This window comes from Agaribacter marinus (assembly GCF_030160655.1).
Lineage (GTDB): Bacteria > Pseudomonadota > Gammaproteobacteria > Enterobacterales > Alteromonadaceae > Glaciecola > Glaciecola marina.
Window position 1 is genome coordinate 1,347,786 of sequence record NZ_BSOT01000005.1, and the last position, 20,844, is coordinate 1,368,629.

Here is a 20,844-nt window from a genome sequence, read left to right on the forward strand (position 1 = left end):
TGTGCATTATTAAGCTATTCCTGCAAATGACCACGTAACATGTTCGCGCTACTTGCGACACTTGCGATAGTGCCAAGAATACCGGCCATTGACGCCGCAATAATGTAAATCGACTCTCCTGATGTAAGTGCGATACCGCCGATAACCAACACAATTAATACACCGAGTGGTAGTTTATAATTCTTCCATACGCCCGCTTCTCCATGAGCGATAAGACGATTGAGTGTTTCTGCCGTTTCTGCATGTAATACAAAGTGCGCAAAACTTCGATTAATAATGTCAAGATTGCCTCTACGGACTGTTATCAGTCCATTTAATGCAAGATGCTCAATCATTTGCGTATTGGCAGGATTAATTCGTTGCTGTTTTGCTAAATTAATCAGTGCAATTTTTTCTGCACTTGAGCATGACTCCCACTTAAACCGATAAAGTGCCTCGGCATTCAGCAATATATAGTTTATTGTTGCCCACCTGCTGTCTAACAGTAAGTCATCATCTTGTTTAAATACAGTCTCTCCCCCCATCGGCGCACTGCCCTCTTTCACCTCATCAACAATAAACGACAACTCAGGAAAACACGCGATCTCTTCTTTTAGTAAGGCTAAATCTAAATCCTTTGTGAAACTATTTGGCACACTTACCACAAAGTCCATTAGGCACTCGGCCCAAGACAAATACTCAGCGTGATCTAAAAGCGTACTTTGGTCGAGCATTAGTGGATCTTTTATTTTAACCCGCTGCAAACTATGAAAACCGGTAAAAATGGTAAAACTTGCGAGTTGTTTAGACAGGGTGAGTGACTTCAACTCTAAAATGAGGTCTAACAATAACTGTCTAAATTTACTTTTTTCGAGACAAGTTTCGATATCCCATAATTCAATACCCAGTTGCTCACTGCCTTTGTGTTTAACGACGTTCAATTTAAGGTTGGGTAAAAAACAGCCATCTTCGCTAAATTTCTGTAAACAGGGGCTTAAGGCATACAGTTCGTCAAAACCATCTAATAAATTATTCGCATGCTGCGCTTTACCAAGTGACATCGTTCTAAGCAGCAACGCTAAACCAATGCCATTTAGCTTTACGGTGTCGCACTCAATAATGAGATTAGTGGCCCGCGTTTCAAAGTTTTTCTCGTTCGCAGATTGCGTTAAATTTTGAATGTGTTGTAAAAAGCGTTCTGGACAATATAATTTCTTCCAAACCACTTTTGTGTTAAACCTAAACCATATCAACGCGATGAGAAACAAAACTACGGCGAAAAATAACGTTTGACCAACGAGTGTCGACATTACGCCATTTGTGAAATGGTTCTTTGTGAAGGTAGTATTTAAGGTGGAATAATTTGCATCAAAATCGTTATCTAAAATATAAATACTTACCCACCGCCACAAATAGGTCGCACCAAATACGGAGTGTAAACTAGGGTAATCATCAGGATGTACTTGGGTTGAATGATTTGAGCAATAATTGTTACGCTGCACCGAAGTGCTATCACTTGAATCAACGCGCTGCATACTATCTTCATTTTTGAGCTGCGCACGCCAATTGTTATCAAGGGGTAACAAATCTAAGGGCGAAATACGGCCCGACGTAATACTATTTGGATAACGGCTGAGGCCGATAGATGTAAGCTCCTCCTTTTCGTAATTTATCCAATTACACGCAAGTTGCTGATAGTGAAAATCAAGGCTTTTATGGGGTGCATCAGCGGTTTGTTGTAAATAAAAAACATGCACGACAACAGCAACTAAAATCATAGTAATCAGCGCAACTGCCCCTTGCTTGGCAGTGCGTTCAACATTACCCTGTAAATCAGTAGGTGTTGATGCTGATGGTTGTATTGATGTTGCAGAAGAACAAAAATGTTTATAGCAGCTAGTATAAATAATGTAGGTAGCAATGGCTAACCCCAAGCCAGGGATAATTAACGACAGCGGTATGCTTGTAGCGGAAAAGACTAATGCCTCTAAAGTATAACCAACAATGTAAAAACAATAGCCCGCGGCAAATAATAGTGAGCTTACCAAGGTGATTAGACGAATATTCAATTTACTGGGTAAACGTAATTTTTGTTTAAGTGCGTTTGTCCAAACGTAATGACGAACAGTATAAATACCCGCGACCACAATAAGAATAATGGCAACAAATGTAGTGGCAATATACAAAAATTGATTGGTCATAAATGTTTGCAAGCTTTCATTCGGGTAAAATACAACAACAGCCCATTTATCAACAATGGTTTTAGATACAGCAAAACGCCCGTCTTGACCGTGATAAACGCCTTTTATTAAACCATCAGATAAGTCTTTATAATGGTCTAAACCCGCTTTAAGCCATTTGCTTAATGGCGAACGTGTATCGCCTGAAAAATACAGGTTTTCCACAAGACTACGATTACTGTCATTATGAAAAAGTACCTCCCCTGAACTCCTATCAACGACCATGTAGACAAAATCATAAGGCGGCGCTTTGCCCAACGACAACGACGGCATAAGAACATCTGCACCGAGTATATAATCCAAATTAGATGCATCTGTGTTAACCGAAGATATGCTAAATGCAGATGGTTCGACTATTGGCATCGAGATAGTGGTACCACGAGTACCATTGTTCACGTTAAGTAAACGTTGCATGTACACATTGCCGAAACTTAGATCTTGCCCTTGTCCATGTGTATGTTCAGAGCCCCCCGCCTCATCGACGATGTATTTTGCGGGTATTGTAATGTCCCAACCCTTTTGATCTCGCACCATTTTATAATAATCACGGTGAGACAAATTAAACGTTTCAGGCAGCGAGTTAGCTTCTTGAAAATTAACGGACGGTAAGACGGAGCTTCCCTCTCGATTTAAGGCAAATACCGATAATATTTTATTGGGCGTTTGGCGATCGAAATCAGCTTGAATTGAGGTTTCTAACGACGTGTCGCTGACTAAGTTAAGTTGTTGATTATTGGCATAGAAATCGAGCGTTGGTTCAGCATCTTTAGTCGACTTGCTTGCGCTAATAATAGTTGCAATGGCATGTTCATCGAGCGCAACCGTGATAAAGCCATCATCATTAGTATTCAACTCGCAATTGTAGCGAATACCATATTGCGCAAATGCGGTACCCGCAGTACCGGGCATACTATCAACTATCTTTTTATCCTGATTATGATCATTTGCACATGGCGAATGTTTAATACTTAGTAATGCTCGCTTTACCGCCGCATTAAATGCATCAATCTGCTCAACAGAAAACTTCCCACTTTTTTCCTGCTCATCTGGAATAGCGCGAATGCCGTCAATTAGTACTTGGTAAAAACTGCGATAACTTGCCAATTCTGAGAATATGTCATGTATGTCATTCGCCAAATCAGCTTCAATACTTTTAGCATACTCAAGTGCCACATTGTCTTTTTTAGTTTGCAGTACCGTTTTTTGAAAATAAGACAATACTAGTGCAAGAATAACAATGAAAAACAAATAACTGGCACCAGCAACTAAGGCTCTAAAGCTTTTTGTGATCGACTGATTTTTTGGCAGTAGATACAGGCGCAACATGCACCACATAAAAAATAAACTCGCAAACGACACAATAAATAAAGAGATATTCCAATCACCGCTGTCTCGACTTGCTAATTTACTTTGAGGTAACAATCCGACAAGATATAAGCGCTCTAAGGCGCCCGACGCGTTATCCGTTTGACCTTGATGGAGCGGCGTTTTTAAGGTGAAAGGAAAAATATATACCCTGAATTCACCATAAGAAATCTTCATATCGACATGGTTACTGTATGTAGGTAGTGGCGCTTTTTTACCTAACGCAGCATTTGCCTTCGAGTCCGTAAAATTTAACTGAAATTGCTTATTTTTAAGTTGTATTTGTTTGTTGATACTATCTAACTCAACAATAGAGATCGTGCGCTCATCGCCCACCATGGCAAGCACGTCGTTTTCATTCGCAAACAAATACTGGCTAAACCCATTCTTTGGCTCAGGTAATATATCATCAATCGCTAACTGTGCTTTAAACCCGTTTGCTTCTGGCGATGTCACAAATAAAGAGGTGCCAATCACTTCATAGCGGAAGGTTTCGGCGGCATCAACGTTATTGCTTAAACCGTTATTGCCATCACCACTAGATTTAGCCTGCCACACGCGAGAATAACTGGGCAACAGCGAACGAATGGACGACACACTTTCTTTGTAGCGATGCATGCTATCGAGCTTAATAAGGTTTTCATTAAAGGTATTCGATGCCTCATACAAAATACGATAGTAGTCATGATTGATTGAACGGTCTTTTTCAGACAACAGACCAAAATAAGTAAATCCGACCAAAACGGTGGCGATAAGGAGGCCATACACCCAAAGCTTTCGATTGGGTGCGGCATAAGCGGAATTTTTTGCTTCCGACTGCATTTTGTTTTCCTACCGTGGATGAAAAGGTAATAAAAACAACAATACTACGAGATTTGTGAGTTTTATATATTGAGTATTATTCAAACAAAACGATGAGGAATGCAAGTTTTATTAACAGCTTAAAACCGGTAGGCAATCCCGCACCCAAGTGTATCAGTCACAATATTATCCCCCATATCCAAATGCCGATAATTAATCAGTAAAGACATTGCAGAGAATCTATATTCAATCCCGACGCTTGGATAGTATGAAAACCCATCCTCTTCTAGGATGAGTTCATTGTCATCTAACAGTTTGTAGTGATAGCGTTGCAAACCTGTTTTGTGCATCTTTTTCTGCCGCGCCTGCTAGTTGAGAAAATAGGCAAATACAGAGTCCCCATAATTTTATCCCACGTAAGTTTCGTGTCATTTCATATCCTTTCATGTCAATAATTTTTAATTGTGGTGGTTGTTAATTGCCGTGAATAAACTACATGACAAGCCAAAAGGCTAGATGACAGACGCATGAATGAGAACGTTTTTAATTGTAAGAAAGTTTGTTGGAACTAGGAAATCGTTGCAACTAAAACACGTATTTATATGAAGCTTTTGTTAAACCTATCTAAATCCTGAAAAAAATACTGCCCGACTTTGTCTTGTGTGTGTTTTCAAAATATATAGCGTCGTTTGAATAATAGAGACGCGTTGAAAAACACACTTACACAACTAACAACACAATAGGTTTGGGATTATGAAAGGATTTAAGTTAAACACATTAGCATCAACTGTTGCAGTTCTCTGCGGTACCTTATTGTTGCCCACAACGCATGCGCAAGCGGAAGACGCTGCCACAACAGGTGTAGAAAAAATTGAAATTACTGGGTTTAGATCAAATCTTGCCCGCAACAAGTCACTCAAAAAAGAAGCCGTAGGCTCTCAAGATAGTATTTTTGCGGAAGACATTGGAGAATTTCCTGACGCAAATCTAGCGGAGTCACTTCAAAGGATCCCAGGTGTATCTATTTCAAGAGATTCAGGCGAAGGGCGACAAATATCACTAAGGGGCTTAGGACCAAATTTTACGCGTACTAGAGTTAATGGCATGGAGGCGTTGTTCACCACTGACTCAGGTATTGACCAGCGCGGCAGTGCTTCCCGTACGCGAGATTTTGACTTCAGCGTTTTTGCATCTGAGTTATTTAATAGAATAGATGTAAAAAAATCATACGACGCCTCGTTAGATGAAGGCGGTATTGCCGGCACCGTCGATTTATTTACCGCCAAACCATTTGATTATGCTAATGAAGGCGTACATGGCGCGGTTAACCTTAAGGGAATTTACAATGATAAAACGGAAAACACCGACCCAAGAATTGCTGCACTAGTCGCCAACACTTGGGATAACTTTGGGGCACTAGTATCCGTCGCTTATTCTGAAGTAGATACTATTGAAGAAGGTTACCATGTGTGGTCATGGCGCCAAGCAAGTTTTGGCGCGGATAACGTCGCCGATAGCGTCGATTCATCTGTTCGTGATCGACTAGTAAATTCAACTGGCAAAAACCGTGTTTTTGTACCCCGTGCAAACAATATTGCGTCGTGGGCGAACACGAGAGAGCGCCTCGGAATCACAGGCGCGTTTCAATGGCAGGCATCAGACACTGTGTCATTTGATTTGGATGTGCTTTACGGGAAGTTGTCCAATGATCGCATCGAAAATCAAATTTCTACCGCAGGTACAAATGCTTTTACTGGTGATGTCAACAAATCTCAATTACTAGTGGATGCCGCTATTGAAGGGAATGATTTAGTCTTTGCATCATTTGAAAATCTCGACTTACGCACTGAATCAAAAGTAAGCGTTGGAGAAACAACGTTTTACCAAGCAACGCTAACAAGTAATATCGAGCTGACAGACAATTTCTTTGCAAGCCTATTATTAGGTACCTCTGATTCTGAGTTTGACCAACCCATTCACGACAAAGTCTTTAGCGAAGCGGAAAACCATGCCTTCTCAGTCGATTGGCGCAACGCCGACTTTGGCCAGAATACCTACGATTTCGATATCACCGATTTTAACGAATGGTCACTGATGCGTACCGACGTCAGAGAAGATCAAATTACAAACAATTACACAACGTTTCAAGCCGACTTTGATTACCAAGTAAATGATGAGCACGCGGTCAAGTTTGGTATCCAATCAAAGTCTTATGAATCCAGTGGATTTGAACGTCGAAATCGCGTTGATTGGGAAAACAATGCCGACGCACCCGATGCCGTTTTTCAATTGACAGACATTCCTATTTTACGCCCCTACGCTATCGCCAACAATCAAGCTACATTCGAGCGTGTTGTCGCTACTGGTTTAATATCTCGAACGCTTGATGCTTCGTTTAATCGCCCTGGTACAGTGTATGAAATCGAAGAAGATACATTAGGTATTTACGGGCAGTACCTATGGGAAACAGATATTAACGGCATGCGCTTTAGAGGCAATGCAGGGCTTCGCTGGTATGAAACAGACCAAGTGTCTAGTGGGCAAGTGAACACCGGAAATGGCTTTGAACAAGCCGTATTTACACGTTCATATTCTGACGTTTTGCCAAGCCTCGCTGTTGTGCTAGATATTACCGATAATTGGCTAATTCGCGCAGGCGCTAATCGCAACATTTCGCGTCCTAACTTAAGTCAGCTTAGAGCAGCTGGTCAAGTGGCTGTTGCCGACCAATTTATTAACGCAGGAAACCCAAACCTGAAGCGCTTTATTGCGGACTCATTCGAAACATCTTTGGAATACTATGGCGATTCGTCCAGTGTTGCCTTAGCGTTTTTTATGAAAGACATGGATTCTTTTATTGTTCAGCAATCGCAAACGCTTCCATACAACCAAACTGGGTATCCACTTGAGTTCTTGACCTTTGATCCTCGCGTGACCGAAACATCTGAATTTAACGTATCTCAGCCTATCAATGGAGATAAAGCCGACGTTTCAGGGATTGAATTTGCGTTTCAGTCAGACTTTACATTTTTGCCAGCGCCCTTTAACCAGTTAGGCGCACTGGGCAATATTACCTTAGCTGATGGTGAAACTACCTTATTCAATGAGGGGCAAGCGATAAAGGTTACCCCGCCAGGATTATCAGAAACTTCATACAACTTCACACTCTATTTTGAAACTGACATATGGGGAGCAAGGATCTCTACCTCATACCGTGATGACTTTATTACTGGCGAAGGATCGGAGCAAAATATAGTTGCAGGGTTTGATGATACGACGTTTGTTGATTTTAAAACATTTTACAACCTGAACGACGCGACCAAACTTACATTTGAGGCAAGCAACTTGACGGATGAACGTATCCGCCAATTCCTCGACCACAGAACACAATCATTTACCGAGAGCGGTCGAAATTTTGCTGTCGGAATTTCATTCCAATTTTAACCCAACCAACACCGACGTTTATGTCGGTGTTTTTTTACCACTAAGGAAATAGCAATGAAAGTAAGTTTTAAATCTGTAGGATTGTGCGGCCTGTTGTTGTGCACACCTTTGATAACACACGCAAACAATTTTTACGTGCAACCAAAATTAAACAAACCTATTGGCCAAGTGCTGTCAAGCTTGGGCAATAGTTGTCAAGACTTTAAAGCCGATACTGAAAGTGACCACGCCTTAGAAATCAGTGATCATCATCAATCATTCGAACTTTCGCATGAATGGAGTGATGGTTCGCACACGGCATTTATTGCGCATTCAGAAACACAAGGAAATGATAAAGGACAAATCCTTTCGTTTAAAATGGGCAGTAACATGTTTAATAGCGGCCAAGATATTGTGTCATCTAATAAAACCATGTCCTTGACCAACAAACTTAGAATAACTGAACAGCACCCTTCAGGCATGGCATGGTTACCTGCGCCTACAAACAGTGGTAGAGACAGAGGCTACTTATTTATTGCCTCAGAAAATCAACGCAAAGTGCGAGTCAATGAGTATTCACGCACAGGGCACCTAGGTCTGGCTGGCGAAATCACACAAAACGACTTAAATAAAATAACGGACGTTTGGTTAGCGCAAGTTGGTAACTTTACATGGCTAGTGCTTCATCACATGGGAGAAGACAAAGGGATTGCGTACAAAGCACGTACCTCTGACTTGTTCCAAGTGGGTACTAACAACGAAGGTGATATAGATCTAAATGCGTTTAACTGGACGAACCGATACAGCACCCCAAGTGATACTGGTTGTGGGCAAAGTGTCGGACAAAATGCGCAGTTGGTTAAAGATAGTACTAACAAATGGTACGTTGTCCATTCTTACACTGGTGGCACAATATGTGGCGCAAATATTGGCAGCAATCGTGTTAAGGCTTACCCAGCATTTTTTACCGGGAATCAAACATTTACGGTATCTACAAACACTAATCCAGCGGCACAAACGACAATAGGAAGCTCATCAGGTGTGACAGATGAAGGGGCTGATGGCGCAAGTGGCTTCAGAGTAAATAAGCACGGTAAGTTGGTTGCTTATTTAGGTGGGCAATATGCCTACAATTCGTTCTTCAACTGGAAAACAGCAGTAAAAGAATGCCGCTCAAACTAATGCGCGACGTGTGTAACTAATTTCACCCAAATAGCCTATATCTCAGGATATAGGCTTTCAACTTTTAAATAGCGAATATTACAAATGGACAGATTATCATTTTCGGGTAAATTACCTTTTTCAATTTATGCGGTAGGTTTCTTAGCTATGCTAATGACTTCACTAAGCGCAGACGCAAGCCCCCTTGAGTTTGGGGTAATTGCGGATTGCCAATATGCAAATATAGAGAATAAGGGCGCGCGTTTGTATCGCTCATGTCCGCAAAAATTGGCAGATGCAGTCAACAATTTCAATGATAGCAATGTTGAAGGCGTATTTCATTTGGGGGACTTCATAGACATTCACTATGAGAGTTTTCAAACACTCTTTTCCATCAGCAAAAAGCTCAATGTCCCCTTATACCATGTGTTAGGTAATCACGATTACTCGGTTGCCAATAAGTACAAGGCTGATATACACCGCCTTTTAGGCATGCCCGCGCGTTATTATAGTTTTACGCGAAAAAATTGGCGTTTTGTCGTCGTCGATGGCAACGATGTGAGCACATTTGGTTGGCCAAAAGAAAGCGAAGAACATCGACGCAACATGCATTTGTATAAAGAAAAGTATCAAAACGAAGAAACATGGAATGGAGGTATTGGTGAAATTCAACTTAAATGGCTTGCTAGTGAACTTCAAATCGCCGACGATTTAAAACAACATGTTGTCATACTTAGCCATTTTCCAGTATATCCAGAAGATCGCCACAACTTATGGAACGCCGATGATGTGTTAGATTTATTGACGAATTATAAAAGCGTAAGAGCTTGGTTTAACGGTCACAATCATTCAGGAAACTACGCTAAATTCAGCGGCATACACTTTGTGACCTTCAATGCCATGCTTGATACAGAAGAAACTGCCTTTAGCAGAGTAAAATTTAATGATACCAACATTGAAATAATTGGCACGGGCAAACAAGGCTCAATGAGCTTAGAAATACTGGATTAGAAATAAAGAACTAAAAGTGCAGTTTAAACCCGGCGAGAAACTGTCTACCACTGCGAAGATAAATAAGAGGTCTAGTATCTTGAAACTGTTTAAGCGTTTCGTCGGTAAGGTTCTTTGCCGTAAAATTCAAACTCAACACGGGAGAGACATCATAGTCTGCACTAAAATCCCAGAAGAGCATGTCGTCAAAGCCTTCGCTGGTATTTTGTGTTTGACCGATTTGCCTGACATAGCTACTACGGTAACTCGCAAGAATTTGTAAGCGCCAAGCATCCGATGCATATTCAAGTGTCGCGTTTATTACGCGTTTTGATAAACCAGGCACTTGAATATTTAGCCTTTCTCCATTTTTTACAATAGGCGTACTGCCCCGATTGAAGCTAGCATTGCCATATACCGCAAATGCGTTGAAAGGTGCAGGTAATGACCAAGTACCCGCAATTTCAAGACCGTTGATAGTAGTTGTTTCTCCATTTATTGGGCTACTAACGGTAAATTCACTTTGAGGCGTTAGTCGAATATCAGGGTTTAGCAACGCGTCAGGTAAACCCGTATTTAGGTATTCCGTCGTAAACGACCGTTCGGTAATAAAGTGCCGAAAAGACTTATTGAACATGGTCACTTCAAATGAACCATGACTAGACACATAGTTCAAATATATATCTGCTGACGTAAGTTCTACTGGGCGAAGTGCCGGATTACCCAATTGAATAAAAGCGTCAGCAACATTTACATCTGCGGTAGGTTTCAACTCATTGATATTTGCTCTTGCGACACTCTTGGATAAAGCAGCGCGCAACCCCCACGCATCGTCAATCGCAAATTTAACATTAAGGCTTGGTAACCAATAGTCATATTCACGCGTCACTTCACTGTTTGCTTGCTCAAAAAAATCACCCCTTGCCGTTTGTTTAGTCTTAAAATACTTTAGACCAATTTGTGAGGTGACTGGCCTATCTAACAAATGATAGCTAGAAATTAGCTGCGCATATGATGATTGTGTATTCTCATCAAGGTGATAATCTGTGCCCAATCTCACATCTAGGTCGCTTAAATCGCGATGCTGAATGCCACTCGCTTCAATAGATGCAAATGTCGCGGAATGTTGCGCAACAACATAGGGCTGTTGAAGTGGTAAATCAGTAAGCGTAAATAATACTTCTGGTACTTTCGTTTCTTGCAACCAATTTACACTTGACCGCCGCTCCCATCCGCTAGACGTAAAATGCTTTAACTGACTGCCTATTTCAAGCCTTACCTGCTCATTTATATGATACGCAGTATCCAATTTAATTATATTGTGTATGTTAGCAATTTTATCTTCGCGTACGTCAGAGCGCATTAATCGCCAGTTGTTGGGAGCATCAACTGAGAATCCATATGAAAACGTCGCATCTTCAGGTTTTCGCCAATCGATAGTCAGCGGTTTATCTGTGGCTTCAAGGAAGATTTTCTCGTTTTCTGGCACTTCAAATATTGATTGAGACCGACCAAGTGTCATAGCGCTTGAAAAACGTGGTGACACACGCCAAGTGAATTCACTCGATATTTGATAATAATTTGTATATGAGCGCTGCCGCTGATGCTCCGTTCTTAAATCTATGTTACTAAATGCCGCATAGACTAAACTATCTTGTTTGATTTGTGCTTCGCGCAGCCGTTGCGAGCCATCAACATTCGGTCTTAAACCATTTGTACCTGCCGTTGCCAACTGAAAGTGCCGACGAGTATTGGTTAATTTGCCAAACAACCCCTTAACTAATAGTGACGATTCTGGGTTTAACTGCCAAGCGGCATCAGCCACTGCACTTAGTCGTTGCCTAGCGTTCCCCCACGCAGAAATACTATTGCCTTCAGGAATAAACACTCTGTTATCGTCTTTTGCATGCACAAGACGATCATATACCCCTATATTAATTGCGTTTTCGAGGGTATGCTTTGCAAAATTTGATTTTGACCAACGCCAATTGTGAACACCATGCTCAACCGAGTTGATGTCGGAATACTGGAGGTTTGCAGACAACGCAAACGTATTCCAACGCCTATTGCCAGACATAGTAAAACTCGGCGTCAGTCTGCTGTCGAGTGTGTTATTTTTCAATACAATACTGACATCACCGCTGGCAGAGTTAATGTCATACTCTAAGGGGTTTGACGTGAGAAGGTTGACGTTTCCGGCAACGCCTCCCTCGCTTGTTTTTGCATCTGGACTCTTTGACACCACAATTGCATCAAACATATTTGGTGGAAACAAATTGAAATCAAAACCGCGTGAGCGGGCAGCACCGCCTCGTTGGTCAATCGCGGAATCACTGGTAAATAAAATATCTAAACCATTAATCTGGGTATTCACAAAATGTGCTGGTAAGCCTCTTAAAAAAAGTTGCCGCCCCTCACCAGAATCTCTAGAAATTGCTGCGCCAGGCACTAATGTAAGTGACTCGACAAGGTTAAGTGAAGGGTATTCATCAAGTACATCTCTCGTCAGTAAATTAGCAATTGTATAGTTGTTTTTTTTGAACGCCTGCTGTGCTGGATAACTCTGATGTTGTCGACGTGTAACTACCTCATCAATATTATTTTTCACCGTGCTATCAGCACGCGAGTCTGCCAATATGTCTTCTCGATAAACCTTGTCTGCTTTGGCAGGCTTTTCAACGACAACACTAATAATGCCGTTACTATCTATTTCAGCCCGTAGTCCAGTATTGAGTAACATTTTGTTCAACGCATTGATCGGTGCGAGGTAGCCATACAAGGGGTTTGAGATTTTGTTCGCAGTTAATAAACTCGGGGCGACTACCGTCAATTCGGTATTCTTGGCAAATTCTACTAACGCCGTATTTAAAGGCTGACGCTCAATAGAAAAAAGGTAATGGTTAGAATGTCGCGTGTTCGATTGAGCCTGTGTTACCTTCCATGAAAACACAGTAGAAAGCGCTACTACGTATACAATCAGCCTAATACTATTCATAAATGACAACGACGACGAACATAGCTGTCATTCTATGTGCTAACTATTGCAGTTATTTGTCAGACAGGTAAATCCCCTAGTAAACATCAATCCACGCTGAAATGCTGCGGTAGCAAAAGACAATTCGTAGCATTAATCATTTGATAAGCGGCCTAGATGGCTTTGGAAAAAATCTAAAAACACGCGTGTTTTAATGGGAATGTCACGACTTTGATATAATACGCTTAGCTGCATGGCGACAGGCTGTTTAACCAATCGTAAACGCTGTAAATCACATGCTTCCTGGCAGGTATAATCAGGTAATTTAGCAACGCCTAGGTTCTGCATCACCGCCTGTAATCGCATACTTGGACTTGAAAAGCTAGCCCTCCCTTTTACTGATACCGATTGAATGTCGGTTCCATCCCTGAACAACCACTGTTCCTGCTGCTCACTCAGAATACAAGGGAGTTCTTTTAATGCATTTAGTTCAAGCTCTTCGTTATTTTCAAAATCACGCCCAGCAAAAATTGATTGAGGAAAACTCAAAAGTGCCTTTGCTATCCAGTTGGAAGCAGGTAAGTCAGTTTCATGCAGTACAAAGGTCAAGTCATAGAGATGATCGTTGTCTGGCAATGAACCTGAATAGTGACTGCAATTAAGTTTAATTTTGGGGTAGTTTTTAGCAAACTCAGTTATTAGGCTACTAATGACCTGATTGAAAAACTCAAGTGGCAACAAAATGGTGAGCTGCCCTTTAGGCTCGTTAATAAACGACCCTATTTCTTCTTCAACCCCCCTCAAAGCATCAATATGAGTCTTGCTGGCTTGATACAATAAATAGCCACTCTCGGTTAATTGTTGACTGCGTGTAGTCCGTATTAGTAGCTGACTGCCTATTGTTTGCTCTAACTGCACTAAATGGCGACTTAATTTTGATTTGGGAATATTCAACTGCTTAGCCGCAAGCGTAAAGGAGCCCGCTTCAACGAGGGATACAAACATCGATAAATCATCTAAACGTGTATTCATTTCCTACTGTTCCATTTTTGCAACAAACAATTCTATTTAACCTATCTAATCAACAAAGGTCAACTTGGCTACACTCATTTCACTAATTAATCTGAAGGAAAAACAAATGACGAATGTACAAGAGATAATGGCAAATGATTTTGCAGAACAAGTTGAAGCGCATCAAGGCACGGTATTAGTCGATTTCTTTGCGCAGTGGTGTGGCCCATGTAAGGTGATTGCACCAATTGTTGAAGAGGTAGCGACGGAGTTTGATACATTAAAAGTGGTTAAAGTGGATGCTGATAACGCACAGGAGCTGATGCAAAAATATGGTATCCGCAGTATTCCAACGCTGGTAATGTTTAAAGACGGTGAACTGGAAGCATCTAACGTAGGAGCGGTATCACTACCAAAACTGCGTGAGTTCGTTTCTGAAAACCTATAAACCTCAAGTTAGGGAAATTGATTGGTGGAGCCAAGATTTGTAGAAAGTCGCAGGCCCCGGAAAATATTGAATTCCGATAGGAAAGGCATTTGATTTTGGCGTCCTCAAACGTCCCGTGCAGGGACTAAGTTATGCCGCATAGTATTAAAGCACTAGCAGTTGCAGCGCTTACATGTAAACATCACTTAGCGGGTATATTCTAGCAAGCCGAGTAATTGTCTGCGTAATGCATTCAGGTGCGGTAAAATTCCAAGGACTGTTAGCTGAAGCTGGAGCACCTATGGCGGCAGTCTCACAATCAACCACATCATCCCATAGGTATTTCGTCCCCCCGCCCACTTTTTTGTCAACCATGTTTTTGCATCTAAGGTCATCGGCTAAACTAGAATATAGAGCAATGGGCGTCGTATTTTGAAAATATGTTTTGTCACTATGATATTTAAACATAATAATGAACCACTGAATCCTGTGCGCATCCCAACCGTGTTCAAAGCCTGCCCCTGTATCCACAAACAAGGCCTTTTTTCTTAATTGGCTAAAAAACTCATCATCAGCAGCCAAATTTCCCAGAGTTTCAGCCGCTTTAAAATTATTAAATTTTTCTGTTCGGTCTAAAACGGATAAATATACCAAGCGTGCTAATGACAGTTTTGGGTTCACAGCCTTGTCAGAATTGTATACTTTGCGTTTGTTTGAATAACCGCCCATATTCAAGTTTGCACTAAAATCAACATCAGTAATTGATTTCCCATTCATTTGCTTCGCGATTTTATCGCCGATTGTAAGTTGTTTCTCAACGGGTATTGAAGACTTACCTACAATTGCCGCATTTTCACCTAAGCCCAAGGAAATTTGCTCCAACACTAAACTATTTAACTCTAACAGTATTTCGCTACATTGTTGCTGGTCAACCAATAAGTTTTGGATGGCTTGATATGGACCTATGTTGGGAGCGTTCGGATATTTCGCTGGGTCGGCTATGTCGACTATATTCTGATTCCATTGCATCACTGAAATTCCTTTGTTATTGGCCGTCCATAAAACCATAGTCAATAGATGTTGTTTTCGCAATTTTAATTGAACGCATGGCGAAAATAGTTAGGAATTCAAACTAACGCGCTTTGACGCAAGAATCCTACAAGCCAGACTCTCATGCTTAACAGCCTGAATCAGTTCATAAAATATTCAATGAAAACAATACTTTTTTCATGCAATAGTGTCTGTTTGAAACATCTCTTTGGGTAGTGTCAATGTAGCCGCTGTTATCACTAAAACCAACTGCAGAAAAAGGGATTGTGTCAACAGCTTATACTCTCTTAAATCAGTACCTGCTACCCATATACTTAGTGAGATATGAAACAATGCGAGCGCAAGAATTAGCATGTTGATATGAATAGCTTTTCGTTTAAACGCATCCCTCTGCTCAGGTTTTGCGAAAGCCCCTGATTTATTATCTTTAAACACAACAACAATAATCACAGTAAATAGGATGTCTAACACGATTAGCCCAACAAGATTAGCGTAACCAGCGAAACCATCAAATGGATGCTGCACAAAATATAGTACCGTAATAACAAACAGAAGGTTTGCCGCAACAATCATTGCTAAAAGAGGGCGCGATACAAAGTCCTTTAACAATCGAGGTCTTAATGAGGCTGTGCGTTTGCTTCCGCTATAAGCTTTTAGTACCTTAAACAAACGTCTATGCATAAGGCTCATAGTAATAATGGGGAGCATCGACAGCAAATAAAGTACCATCAAACCACTTTGGTTGTCCCAGTTTAGTAATTCGGTATTATTAACCATCGCGTGAATCACTAAAGCACACGAAAAACAGAAAATAAATACGACAAGCGTCCAAAATACTTTTTTCGCTGAAACTAAGAATGCCTTCAATTCAGCTGAAGCGTCTGGAAAGGTTTTTAAGCCGTAGTTAAATGTGATGCTTGTTAACAATCTGCTGCTCATAATTGGCACAATAAGCATAGTTACTAGCACTTGCATGCTGATAATAAAATATTGATTTTGTGTTAGCCACTCAAACATATTTTCTCCTTAATTTCCTAATTTGGAAATCACTTGACTAAATGTATTTCGAATTTCAGAGTCTGTTGCGCCAGCAAGACGATATTTATCTATATCTGAGATGAGCTCGGATATAAGCCACTGCTGAATATCAAATGCGAGATGGTCTAATGCATCAGTTCTGACAAAACTGCCTTTTGCACCTTTTGATTCAAGTATTCGGTCTCTTTCTAACAGTCGATATGCCTTGGCGACTGTTTTCGCATTGACATCTAAGTCGGACGCCAGTTGACGAATACTTGGCAGAGCATCACCGGGTGCAAGTAGTGACTTATCTATCGCTAGCTTAATTTGCACAATCAGCTGCTTAAATAATGGAGTCGCAGATTCTAAATCAATCGTGATCATAGTTATTACCTTGTATTGTACCCCTCAATAAAGGGGTACAATACAAGCTTGACATACTTGTACCATCATATCAACTGGTACAAGATGAATTTATTTTAGAGGATATTTCAAATGAATATAAAATTGAGCTTTGAATTTAATGCTAGTTGCTCATACTTTAAAAAACGGTGTAGCGTTTTCTGCAAAGCTACCAGCGCTTGTGGGCGTCTGCCGCTAACTTGATGTCCCAATCTGCGCCAGTTTCAAACCCACACATATTATCTTTGCAAGTTTGCGCATTGAATGGCCCAACAAGAGGCACAGTGTCATGCTATGTGCCAACTATCGCAGTTACTTATCAGAGAGGTAAACACCGTCAGACGCGTACTTAATTTGCACTTCGTAATGATTTGTAAGTGCTGTTAATAACTTTTCACTTTCCTCAATATTAAACGACGTAGTAATGCGCATGTCCTTAAGAGAATCACTATCAATTTTTATCGGCATATTTCTGTAGCGATTAGCATCTTCAATAACGACAAACAGCGGCGTATCAACATAAGTTAATCTACCATCTTTCCATGTCGCAATTTTATCTAACGCAACCGTATCTTTGGTTAGTTGGCTATTTTCGGAAACCCATACTCTGTCACCTGCGCCTAAAACACCGAGGTTTTGCATATTTTCGTCGGCTAAATTACTGAGCTGAACACTTCCCTCAGCGACGATCAAACGTACATTTTGCTTACCTACTCTTACTTCAAACTCAGTCCCTACCACAGAGATTACAGCGTTGTTAGCAACTACCTCAAAGGGGGCATTTACGTCTTTCTTGATATCAAAATATGCCGTACCATATTGCAGATTGACTTGTCGTAAAGCATCAGTCATATCAACACTTATTGCTGATGCAGCACCAAGGGTAACTTCGCTTCCATCGCGCAAGTTAACCAGTTTACTTTCTCCAATGCTTGTCTGCCAAATACTGGGTTGAAGATGCTCTTGCGGCCAAAATATATAAGTAATAGCGACGAGTAGAATAGAGGCAGCTGCGCCTAACCAAGCATACCGTTGCGATTTTTGTACTGGCGCAGATGTCGATGTACGTTCTTCAACTTGTCTATTTAATGCATTCACTGAACGAGTTTGCAAAAATGGCGCATCGTCAAGTGCGATATCGCGCCACTGTTGTTCTATTTTTTTATACGCTTTAGCGTTTTCTTTAGATGCTTTTAACCACTGCACAAAGTTCAGCTTATCTAAGTCACTTGGCTCACCTTTATAAAGTTGCGTCAACCATGCTACGGCTTGTTGTTCTGAATTATTCATAACCATCATCTCTACGATTCCTCTGATGCAGACGCATCAGCAAGAATAGACATTGCGCTTTTTAGTTGTCGACTAATATCCGCTAGGCTCCAACCTGTATTATTCCGAATTTGTTCATATGTTTCGCCATGAATACGGCACCGTATAACTATTTCCCTTTGTTTATCTGATAACATATTCATGGCCTCAGATACCGAAGCGACACGCTCATTCAGTGAGTAAATATCTTCGGGACTATCTTCTGTGACAAGCGTTTCTCCAACGCTCTCCAATGCACTGTCAATAAATGATTCTGTTTGCTTGTACTTGGTGCAATGATTTAACCCCATGTTCACTGCTGCCCTTGTGAGGTAAGCTTTGGGATGCTGAATATCATCAACATTTTTATGAGTAAGTAACTTGCTAAAAGCCTCTTGTACCAGATCTTCCGGATCAGGTGGGCCAGAGCCGAATATTCCTCGTAAATTTCTAACTAAATCAACTTTGTAGGTTCTAAAAAGTTGATGAACTTGTTGCGTTGTGGATAACGGTTTGGCATTGTTTGACATATTACACTTAGCTAAAGCTGAGGTGCCCAAGGCGATGATAAAAGTATACTTACTTGCTAGCGTATAGCAATCCTATCCGACAACCGCATTGGCATTATTTTCGCCAAAATAAAGACCAAGGCCTTCACTTAAACGCAAGAATAATATCGTCCGAAGGTGGTGTTTACATTTAAACAAATAAGGCTCAGACTGCGTACTGACATTTATCAATTTTTTCTAACTTGTATTTTATGGATTTAATATTCTTCGATTTAGACGGCACGCTATTAAATAAGTCCTCTGAAATCTCGCCTCTCACCAAAGAAACCTTAATGTTGCTCAGTGATACGGGGATCGCGCACACGGTTGCCACAGGCAGAACCATGCTTTCAGCTCAACGAATAATTGGTGGGTATAACTTTAGCTTGCCGCATATTTATAGTAACGGCGTGACAGTATGGGATCCTAACAGTCGCACGATGACGCTTGAAAATATACTCGAATGGAACGAAGTCTCCACGATATTGTCGCACGCACACGCTGAAAACGTCACACCATTTGTGCATAGCGTGGAAGAGCAGAACGATCGTGAAGTGCATGTTATTTATCACTCTACGCCAAAGTACGCCATAGAAAACGACTTACTTGAAAATTATTATGCGCAAACTGATGCAATGCTACTGCCACTGTCGTCGTTGCCTACACAAGCTAGAATTACCAATGTTAGTATGATTGGCGATGAAAAGATAACCCATAAAATATGGGAGCAACTTAATAAACAAAAAAGTCTAATTGCTTATTGTGGCCCAGCTATCGAAGGAAATGGTAACAGCTGGCTAGACGTACACCATCGTTTAGCGAACAAAGGCAGTGCCGTGCAAAACCTAAAGATTCAACTTGGCGCAAGCAATGTTATTTGTTTTGGCGACGGCGATAACGACTTAAGTATGTTTGAACTGGCCGACGAAAGTTACGCGATGAACAATGCAAAAGACATTGTTAAACAATCAGCCACTGATGTTATAGGCCATCACCATGAAGATGGCGTGGCCCATTTTTTACGGGAACGCTTTTCGCTTTAAACGAGGTGAAGGTAAACGATGCATTGTGCTTGTATCAACCTTAACCTACCCTTAGGAGTTGTAATGAATGACGATTCAACAGCACCATGCCTTAACCGTAAGAACTAGGAGTGCCTGAATAGTTAACTTGTCGGCATGGCTTGCATTGCAATTTGTTGCCCTATCGCCATTGATTCTTGAGTTATAGCCGGTATCTTTTCAATGTATGACCTACCCACTGGGCTCTCATAAAACTCAATCAGCGCAGCTATCTCCGCACAGAAGGTAATTTTTTATCTCGTTCAAGCGCAGTCTATCTGTCGCTGATTACCAATAATACCAATCCGCATGCAGAGTTATTGCAAACAAAAAAATGCCCACTACAGTGGGCACGGGCTGAACGTATTTTAGCGTCTAACTAAAACTTTCGACGCAGTAGGGTTACAAGGCCAATTAAAAATAACATTGCCATTGAGGATTCAGGCACCTTAACGGTCGTCAAATTAAGATTGTCGATCAGCAGTGCATTCCTACCATCTCTGGTTATCGTTAATGTTAACTGATCTAACGCGCCTCCAAACCCTGCGATGTTGGTAAAATTTTCGTTAGCCCCATCAAGAACTAATGAATCGACAAGCGCTCCACCCAAAAAGCCTTGGAAAATAACAAAATCGTTAGTACCACTATCATTAATCGTTCTCCAGTCAACTGACCCAAACGAAAATAAGTCTCCATTGTTATTGAAGAATGTGATTTCATCACCCACATCTCCACCTTGGCGATTAAAAAACGTTGTCAATGAAGCGCCTGGATTTCCAAACACATCTTGTAGTTCCCATCCATCTCCGAATGCGCTGTAAGAAAAATCGTTTTCGCTTTGGACACCCGCCAAATCTAGTCGATCAACATTATTATCTCCAAAGGTAATAATTGTGGCATTGACTGAAGTAACGGTAAAAATAAGAGCGGCACATGTTAGAAACTTCGAGACTATTTTTTGGGAGCGGATGAATTGCATTTATATTTCCATAATTTTGTTCGTTAAAAAATTAGTGAGGCAGTATCTGTGCCAAAAAAAATAATATTTAAAAACAACAAGATACAAGTAATCTAAAACGGATGG

General features: G+C 41.0%; 16 protein-coding genes. 5 read left to right on the top strand and 11 right to left on the bottom strand.

Annotated features, from left to right (window positions below; translation table 11 throughout):
- Nucleotides 1–14: 14 nt before the first annotated feature.
- Together QQK00_RS07485 and QQK00_RS07490 are read right to left on the bottom strand one after the other, a co-directional pair.
- Nucleotides 15–4,406, bottom strand: a complete 4,392-nt coding sequence (locus QQK00_RS07485; protein WP_284216857.1) for a hypothetical protein — start codon at nt 4,404–4,406, stop codon at nt 15–17.
- Between the two features lie 119 nt (nt 4,407–4,525).
- On the bottom strand, nt 4,526–4,735 hold the full coding sequence (locus QQK00_RS07490) for a hypothetical protein (protein WP_284216858.1): 210 nt from the start codon (nt 4,733–4,735) through the stop codon (nt 4,526–4,528).
- 403 nt (nt 4,736–5,138) lie between these two features.
- On the opposite strand from QQK00_RS07490, the gene QQK00_RS07495 reads away from it, so the two are divergent.
- From QQK00_RS07495 to QQK00_RS07505, 3 genes are all read left to right on the top strand, one after another.
- Nucleotides 5,139–7,829, top strand: a complete 2,691-nt coding sequence (locus QQK00_RS07495; RefSeq protein ID WP_284216859.1) for a TonB-dependent receptor — start codon at nt 5,139–5,141, stop codon at nt 7,827–7,829.
- Between the two features lie 54 nt (nt 7,830–7,883).
- The gene (locus QQK00_RS07500; protein WP_284216860.1) at nt 7,884–8,990 is read left to right on the top strand and encodes a hypothetical protein; all 1,107 of its coding nucleotides are present in this window, start codon (nt 7,884–7,886) and stop codon (nt 8,988–8,990) included.
- An 84-nt stretch (nt 8,991–9,074) separates the two neighbouring features.
- Nucleotides 9,075–9,980 carry a metallophosphoesterase gene (locus tag QQK00_RS07505; protein ID WP_284216861.1) on the top strand — a complete coding sequence of 302 codons (906 nt, stop codon included), beginning with the start codon at nt 9,075–9,077 and terminating at the stop codon, nt 9,978–9,980.
- Between the two features lie 10 nt (nt 9,981–9,990).
- On the opposite strand, the gene QQK00_RS07510 is transcribed toward QQK00_RS07505, so the two are convergent.
- Nucleotides 9,991–12,954, bottom strand: a complete 2,964-nt coding sequence (locus tag QQK00_RS07510; RefSeq protein WP_284216862.1) for a TonB-dependent receptor — start codon at nt 12,952–12,954, stop codon at nt 9,991–9,993.
- Between the two features lie 132 nt (nt 12,955–13,086).
- On the bottom strand, nt 13,087–13,965 hold the full coding sequence (locus tag QQK00_RS07515; protein WP_284216863.1) for a LysR family transcriptional regulator: 879 nt from the start codon (nt 13,963–13,965) through the stop codon (nt 13,087–13,089).
- A gap of 106 nt (nt 13,966–14,071) precedes the next feature.
- Here QQK00_RS07515 and trxA point away from each other — a divergent pair, with 106 nt between their 5' ends.
- Nucleotides 14,072–14,392 carry a thioredoxin gene (gene trxA, locus QQK00_RS07520; RefSeq protein WP_284216864.1) on the top strand — a complete coding sequence of 107 codons (321 nt, stop codon included), beginning with the start codon at nt 14,072–14,074 and terminating at the stop codon, nt 14,390–14,392.
- 168 nt (nt 14,393–14,560) lie between these two features.
- Here trxA and QQK00_RS07525 read toward each other — a convergent pair whose 3' ends face one another.
- The 5 genes from QQK00_RS07525 to QQK00_RS07545 all read right to left on the bottom strand — a co-directional run bounded on the left by QQK00_RS07525 (nt 14,561) and on the right by QQK00_RS07545 (nt 18,681).
- Complete coding sequence (locus QQK00_RS07525) at nt 14,561–15,400, bottom strand: LirA/MavJ family T4SS effector (protein ID WP_284216865.1); 840 nt, start codon at nt 15,398–15,400, stop codon at nt 14,561–14,563.
- Nucleotides 15,401–15,598: 198 nt separating this feature from the next.
- On the bottom strand, nt 15,599–16,438 hold the full coding sequence (locus QQK00_RS07530) for a hypothetical protein (protein WP_284216866.1): 840 nt from the start codon (nt 16,436–16,438) through the stop codon (nt 15,599–15,601).
- A 9-nt stretch (nt 16,439–16,447) separates the two neighbouring features.
- A complete protein-coding gene (locus QQK00_RS07535; RefSeq protein WP_284216867.1) occupies nt 16,448–16,825 on the bottom strand; it encodes a GntR family transcriptional regulator in 378 nt (125 codons plus the stop codon).
- Nucleotides 16,826–17,155: 330 nt separating this feature from the next.
- Nucleotides 17,156–18,133, bottom strand: coding sequence for a FecR family protein (locus QQK00_RS07540; RefSeq protein WP_284216868.1), 978 nt, complete (start codon nt 18,131–18,133; stop codon nt 17,156–17,158).
- An 11-nt stretch (nt 18,134–18,144) separates the two neighbouring features.
- A complete protein-coding gene (locus QQK00_RS07545) occupies nt 18,145–18,681 on the bottom strand; it encodes an RNA polymerase sigma factor (protein WP_284216869.1) in 537 nt (178 codons plus the stop codon).
- A gap of 230 nt (nt 18,682–18,911) precedes the next feature.
- On the opposite strand from QQK00_RS07545, the gene QQK00_RS07550 reads away from it, so the two are divergent.
- Entirely contained in the window at nt 18,912–19,742 is an 831-nt protein-coding gene (locus tag QQK00_RS07550) for an HAD family hydrolase (protein ID WP_284216870.1), read from the top strand.
- 122 nt (nt 19,743–19,864) lie between these two features.
- Here the strand turns inward: QQK00_RS07550 and QQK00_RS20510 are convergent, their stop codons facing one another.
- Both QQK00_RS20510 and QQK00_RS07555 read right to left on the bottom strand, forming a co-directional pair.
- Nucleotides 19,865–20,011 carry a DUF2059 domain-containing protein gene (locus QQK00_RS20510; protein WP_431307733.1) on the bottom strand — a complete coding sequence of 49 codons (147 nt, stop codon included), beginning with the start codon at nt 20,009–20,011 and terminating at the stop codon, nt 19,865–19,867.
- A gap of 128 nt (nt 20,012–20,139) precedes the next feature.
- Nucleotides 20,140–20,739 (bottom strand): hypothetical protein, encoded by a 600-nt coding sequence (locus QQK00_RS07555; protein WP_284216871.1) that lies wholly within the window; start codon nt 20,737–20,739, stop codon nt 20,140–20,142.
- Between the last annotated feature and the right edge of the window lie 105 nt (nt 20,740–20,844).

Coding starts and splice junctions, on each gene's coding strand:
- QQK00_RS07525 (WP_284216865.1), bottom strand. CDS start 15,400: ATGCAATGGAATCAGAATATAGTCGACATAGCCGACCCAGCGAAATAT.
- QQK00_RS07530 (WP_284216866.1), bottom strand. CDS start 16,438: ATGTTTGAGTGGCTAACACAAAATCAATATTTTATTATCAGCATGCAA.
- QQK00_RS07550 (WP_284216870.1), top strand. CDS start 18,912: ATGGATTTAATATTCTTCGATTTAGACGGCACGCTATTAAATAAGTCC.
- QQK00_RS07500 (WP_284216860.1), top strand. CDS start 7,884: ATGAAAGTAAGTTTTAAATCTGTAGGATTGTGCGGCCTGTTGTTGTGC.
- QQK00_RS07490 (WP_284216858.1), bottom strand. CDS start 4,735: ATGCACAAAACAGGTTTGCAACGCTATCACTACAAACTGTTAGATGAC.
- QQK00_RS07485 (WP_284216857.1), bottom strand. CDS start 4,406: ATGCAGTCGGAAGCAAAAAATTCCGCTTATGCCGCACCCAATCGAAAG.
- trxA (WP_284216864.1), top strand. CDS start 14,072: ATGACGAATGTACAAGAGATAATGGCAAATGATTTTGCAGAACAAGTT.
- QQK00_RS07510 (WP_284216862.1), bottom strand. CDS start 12,954: ATGAATAGTATTAGGCTGATTGTATACGTAGTAGCGCTTTCTACTGTG.
- QQK00_RS07540 (WP_284216868.1), bottom strand. CDS start 18,133: ATGAATAATTCAGAACAACAAGCCGTAGCATGGTTGACGCAACTTTAT.
- QQK00_RS07545 (WP_284216869.1), bottom strand. CDS start 18,681: ATGTCAAACAATGCCAAACCGTTATCCACAACGCAACAAGTTCATCAA.
- QQK00_RS07555 (WP_284216871.1), bottom strand. CDS start 20,739: ATGCAATTCATCCGCTCCCAAAAAATAGTCTCGAAGTTTCTAACATGT.
- QQK00_RS07515 (WP_284216863.1), bottom strand. CDS start 13,965: ATGAATACACGTTTAGATGATTTATCGATGTTTGTATCCCTCGTTGAA.
- QQK00_RS07495 (WP_284216859.1), top strand. CDS start 5,139: ATGAAAGGATTTAAGTTAAACACATTAGCATCAACTGTTGCAGTTCTC.
- QQK00_RS07535 (WP_284216867.1), bottom strand. CDS start 16,825: ATGATCACGATTGATTTAGAATCTGCGACTCCATTATTTAAGCAGCTG.
- QQK00_RS07505 (WP_284216861.1), top strand. CDS start 9,075: ATGGACAGATTATCATTTTCGGGTAAATTACCTTTTTCAATTTATGCG.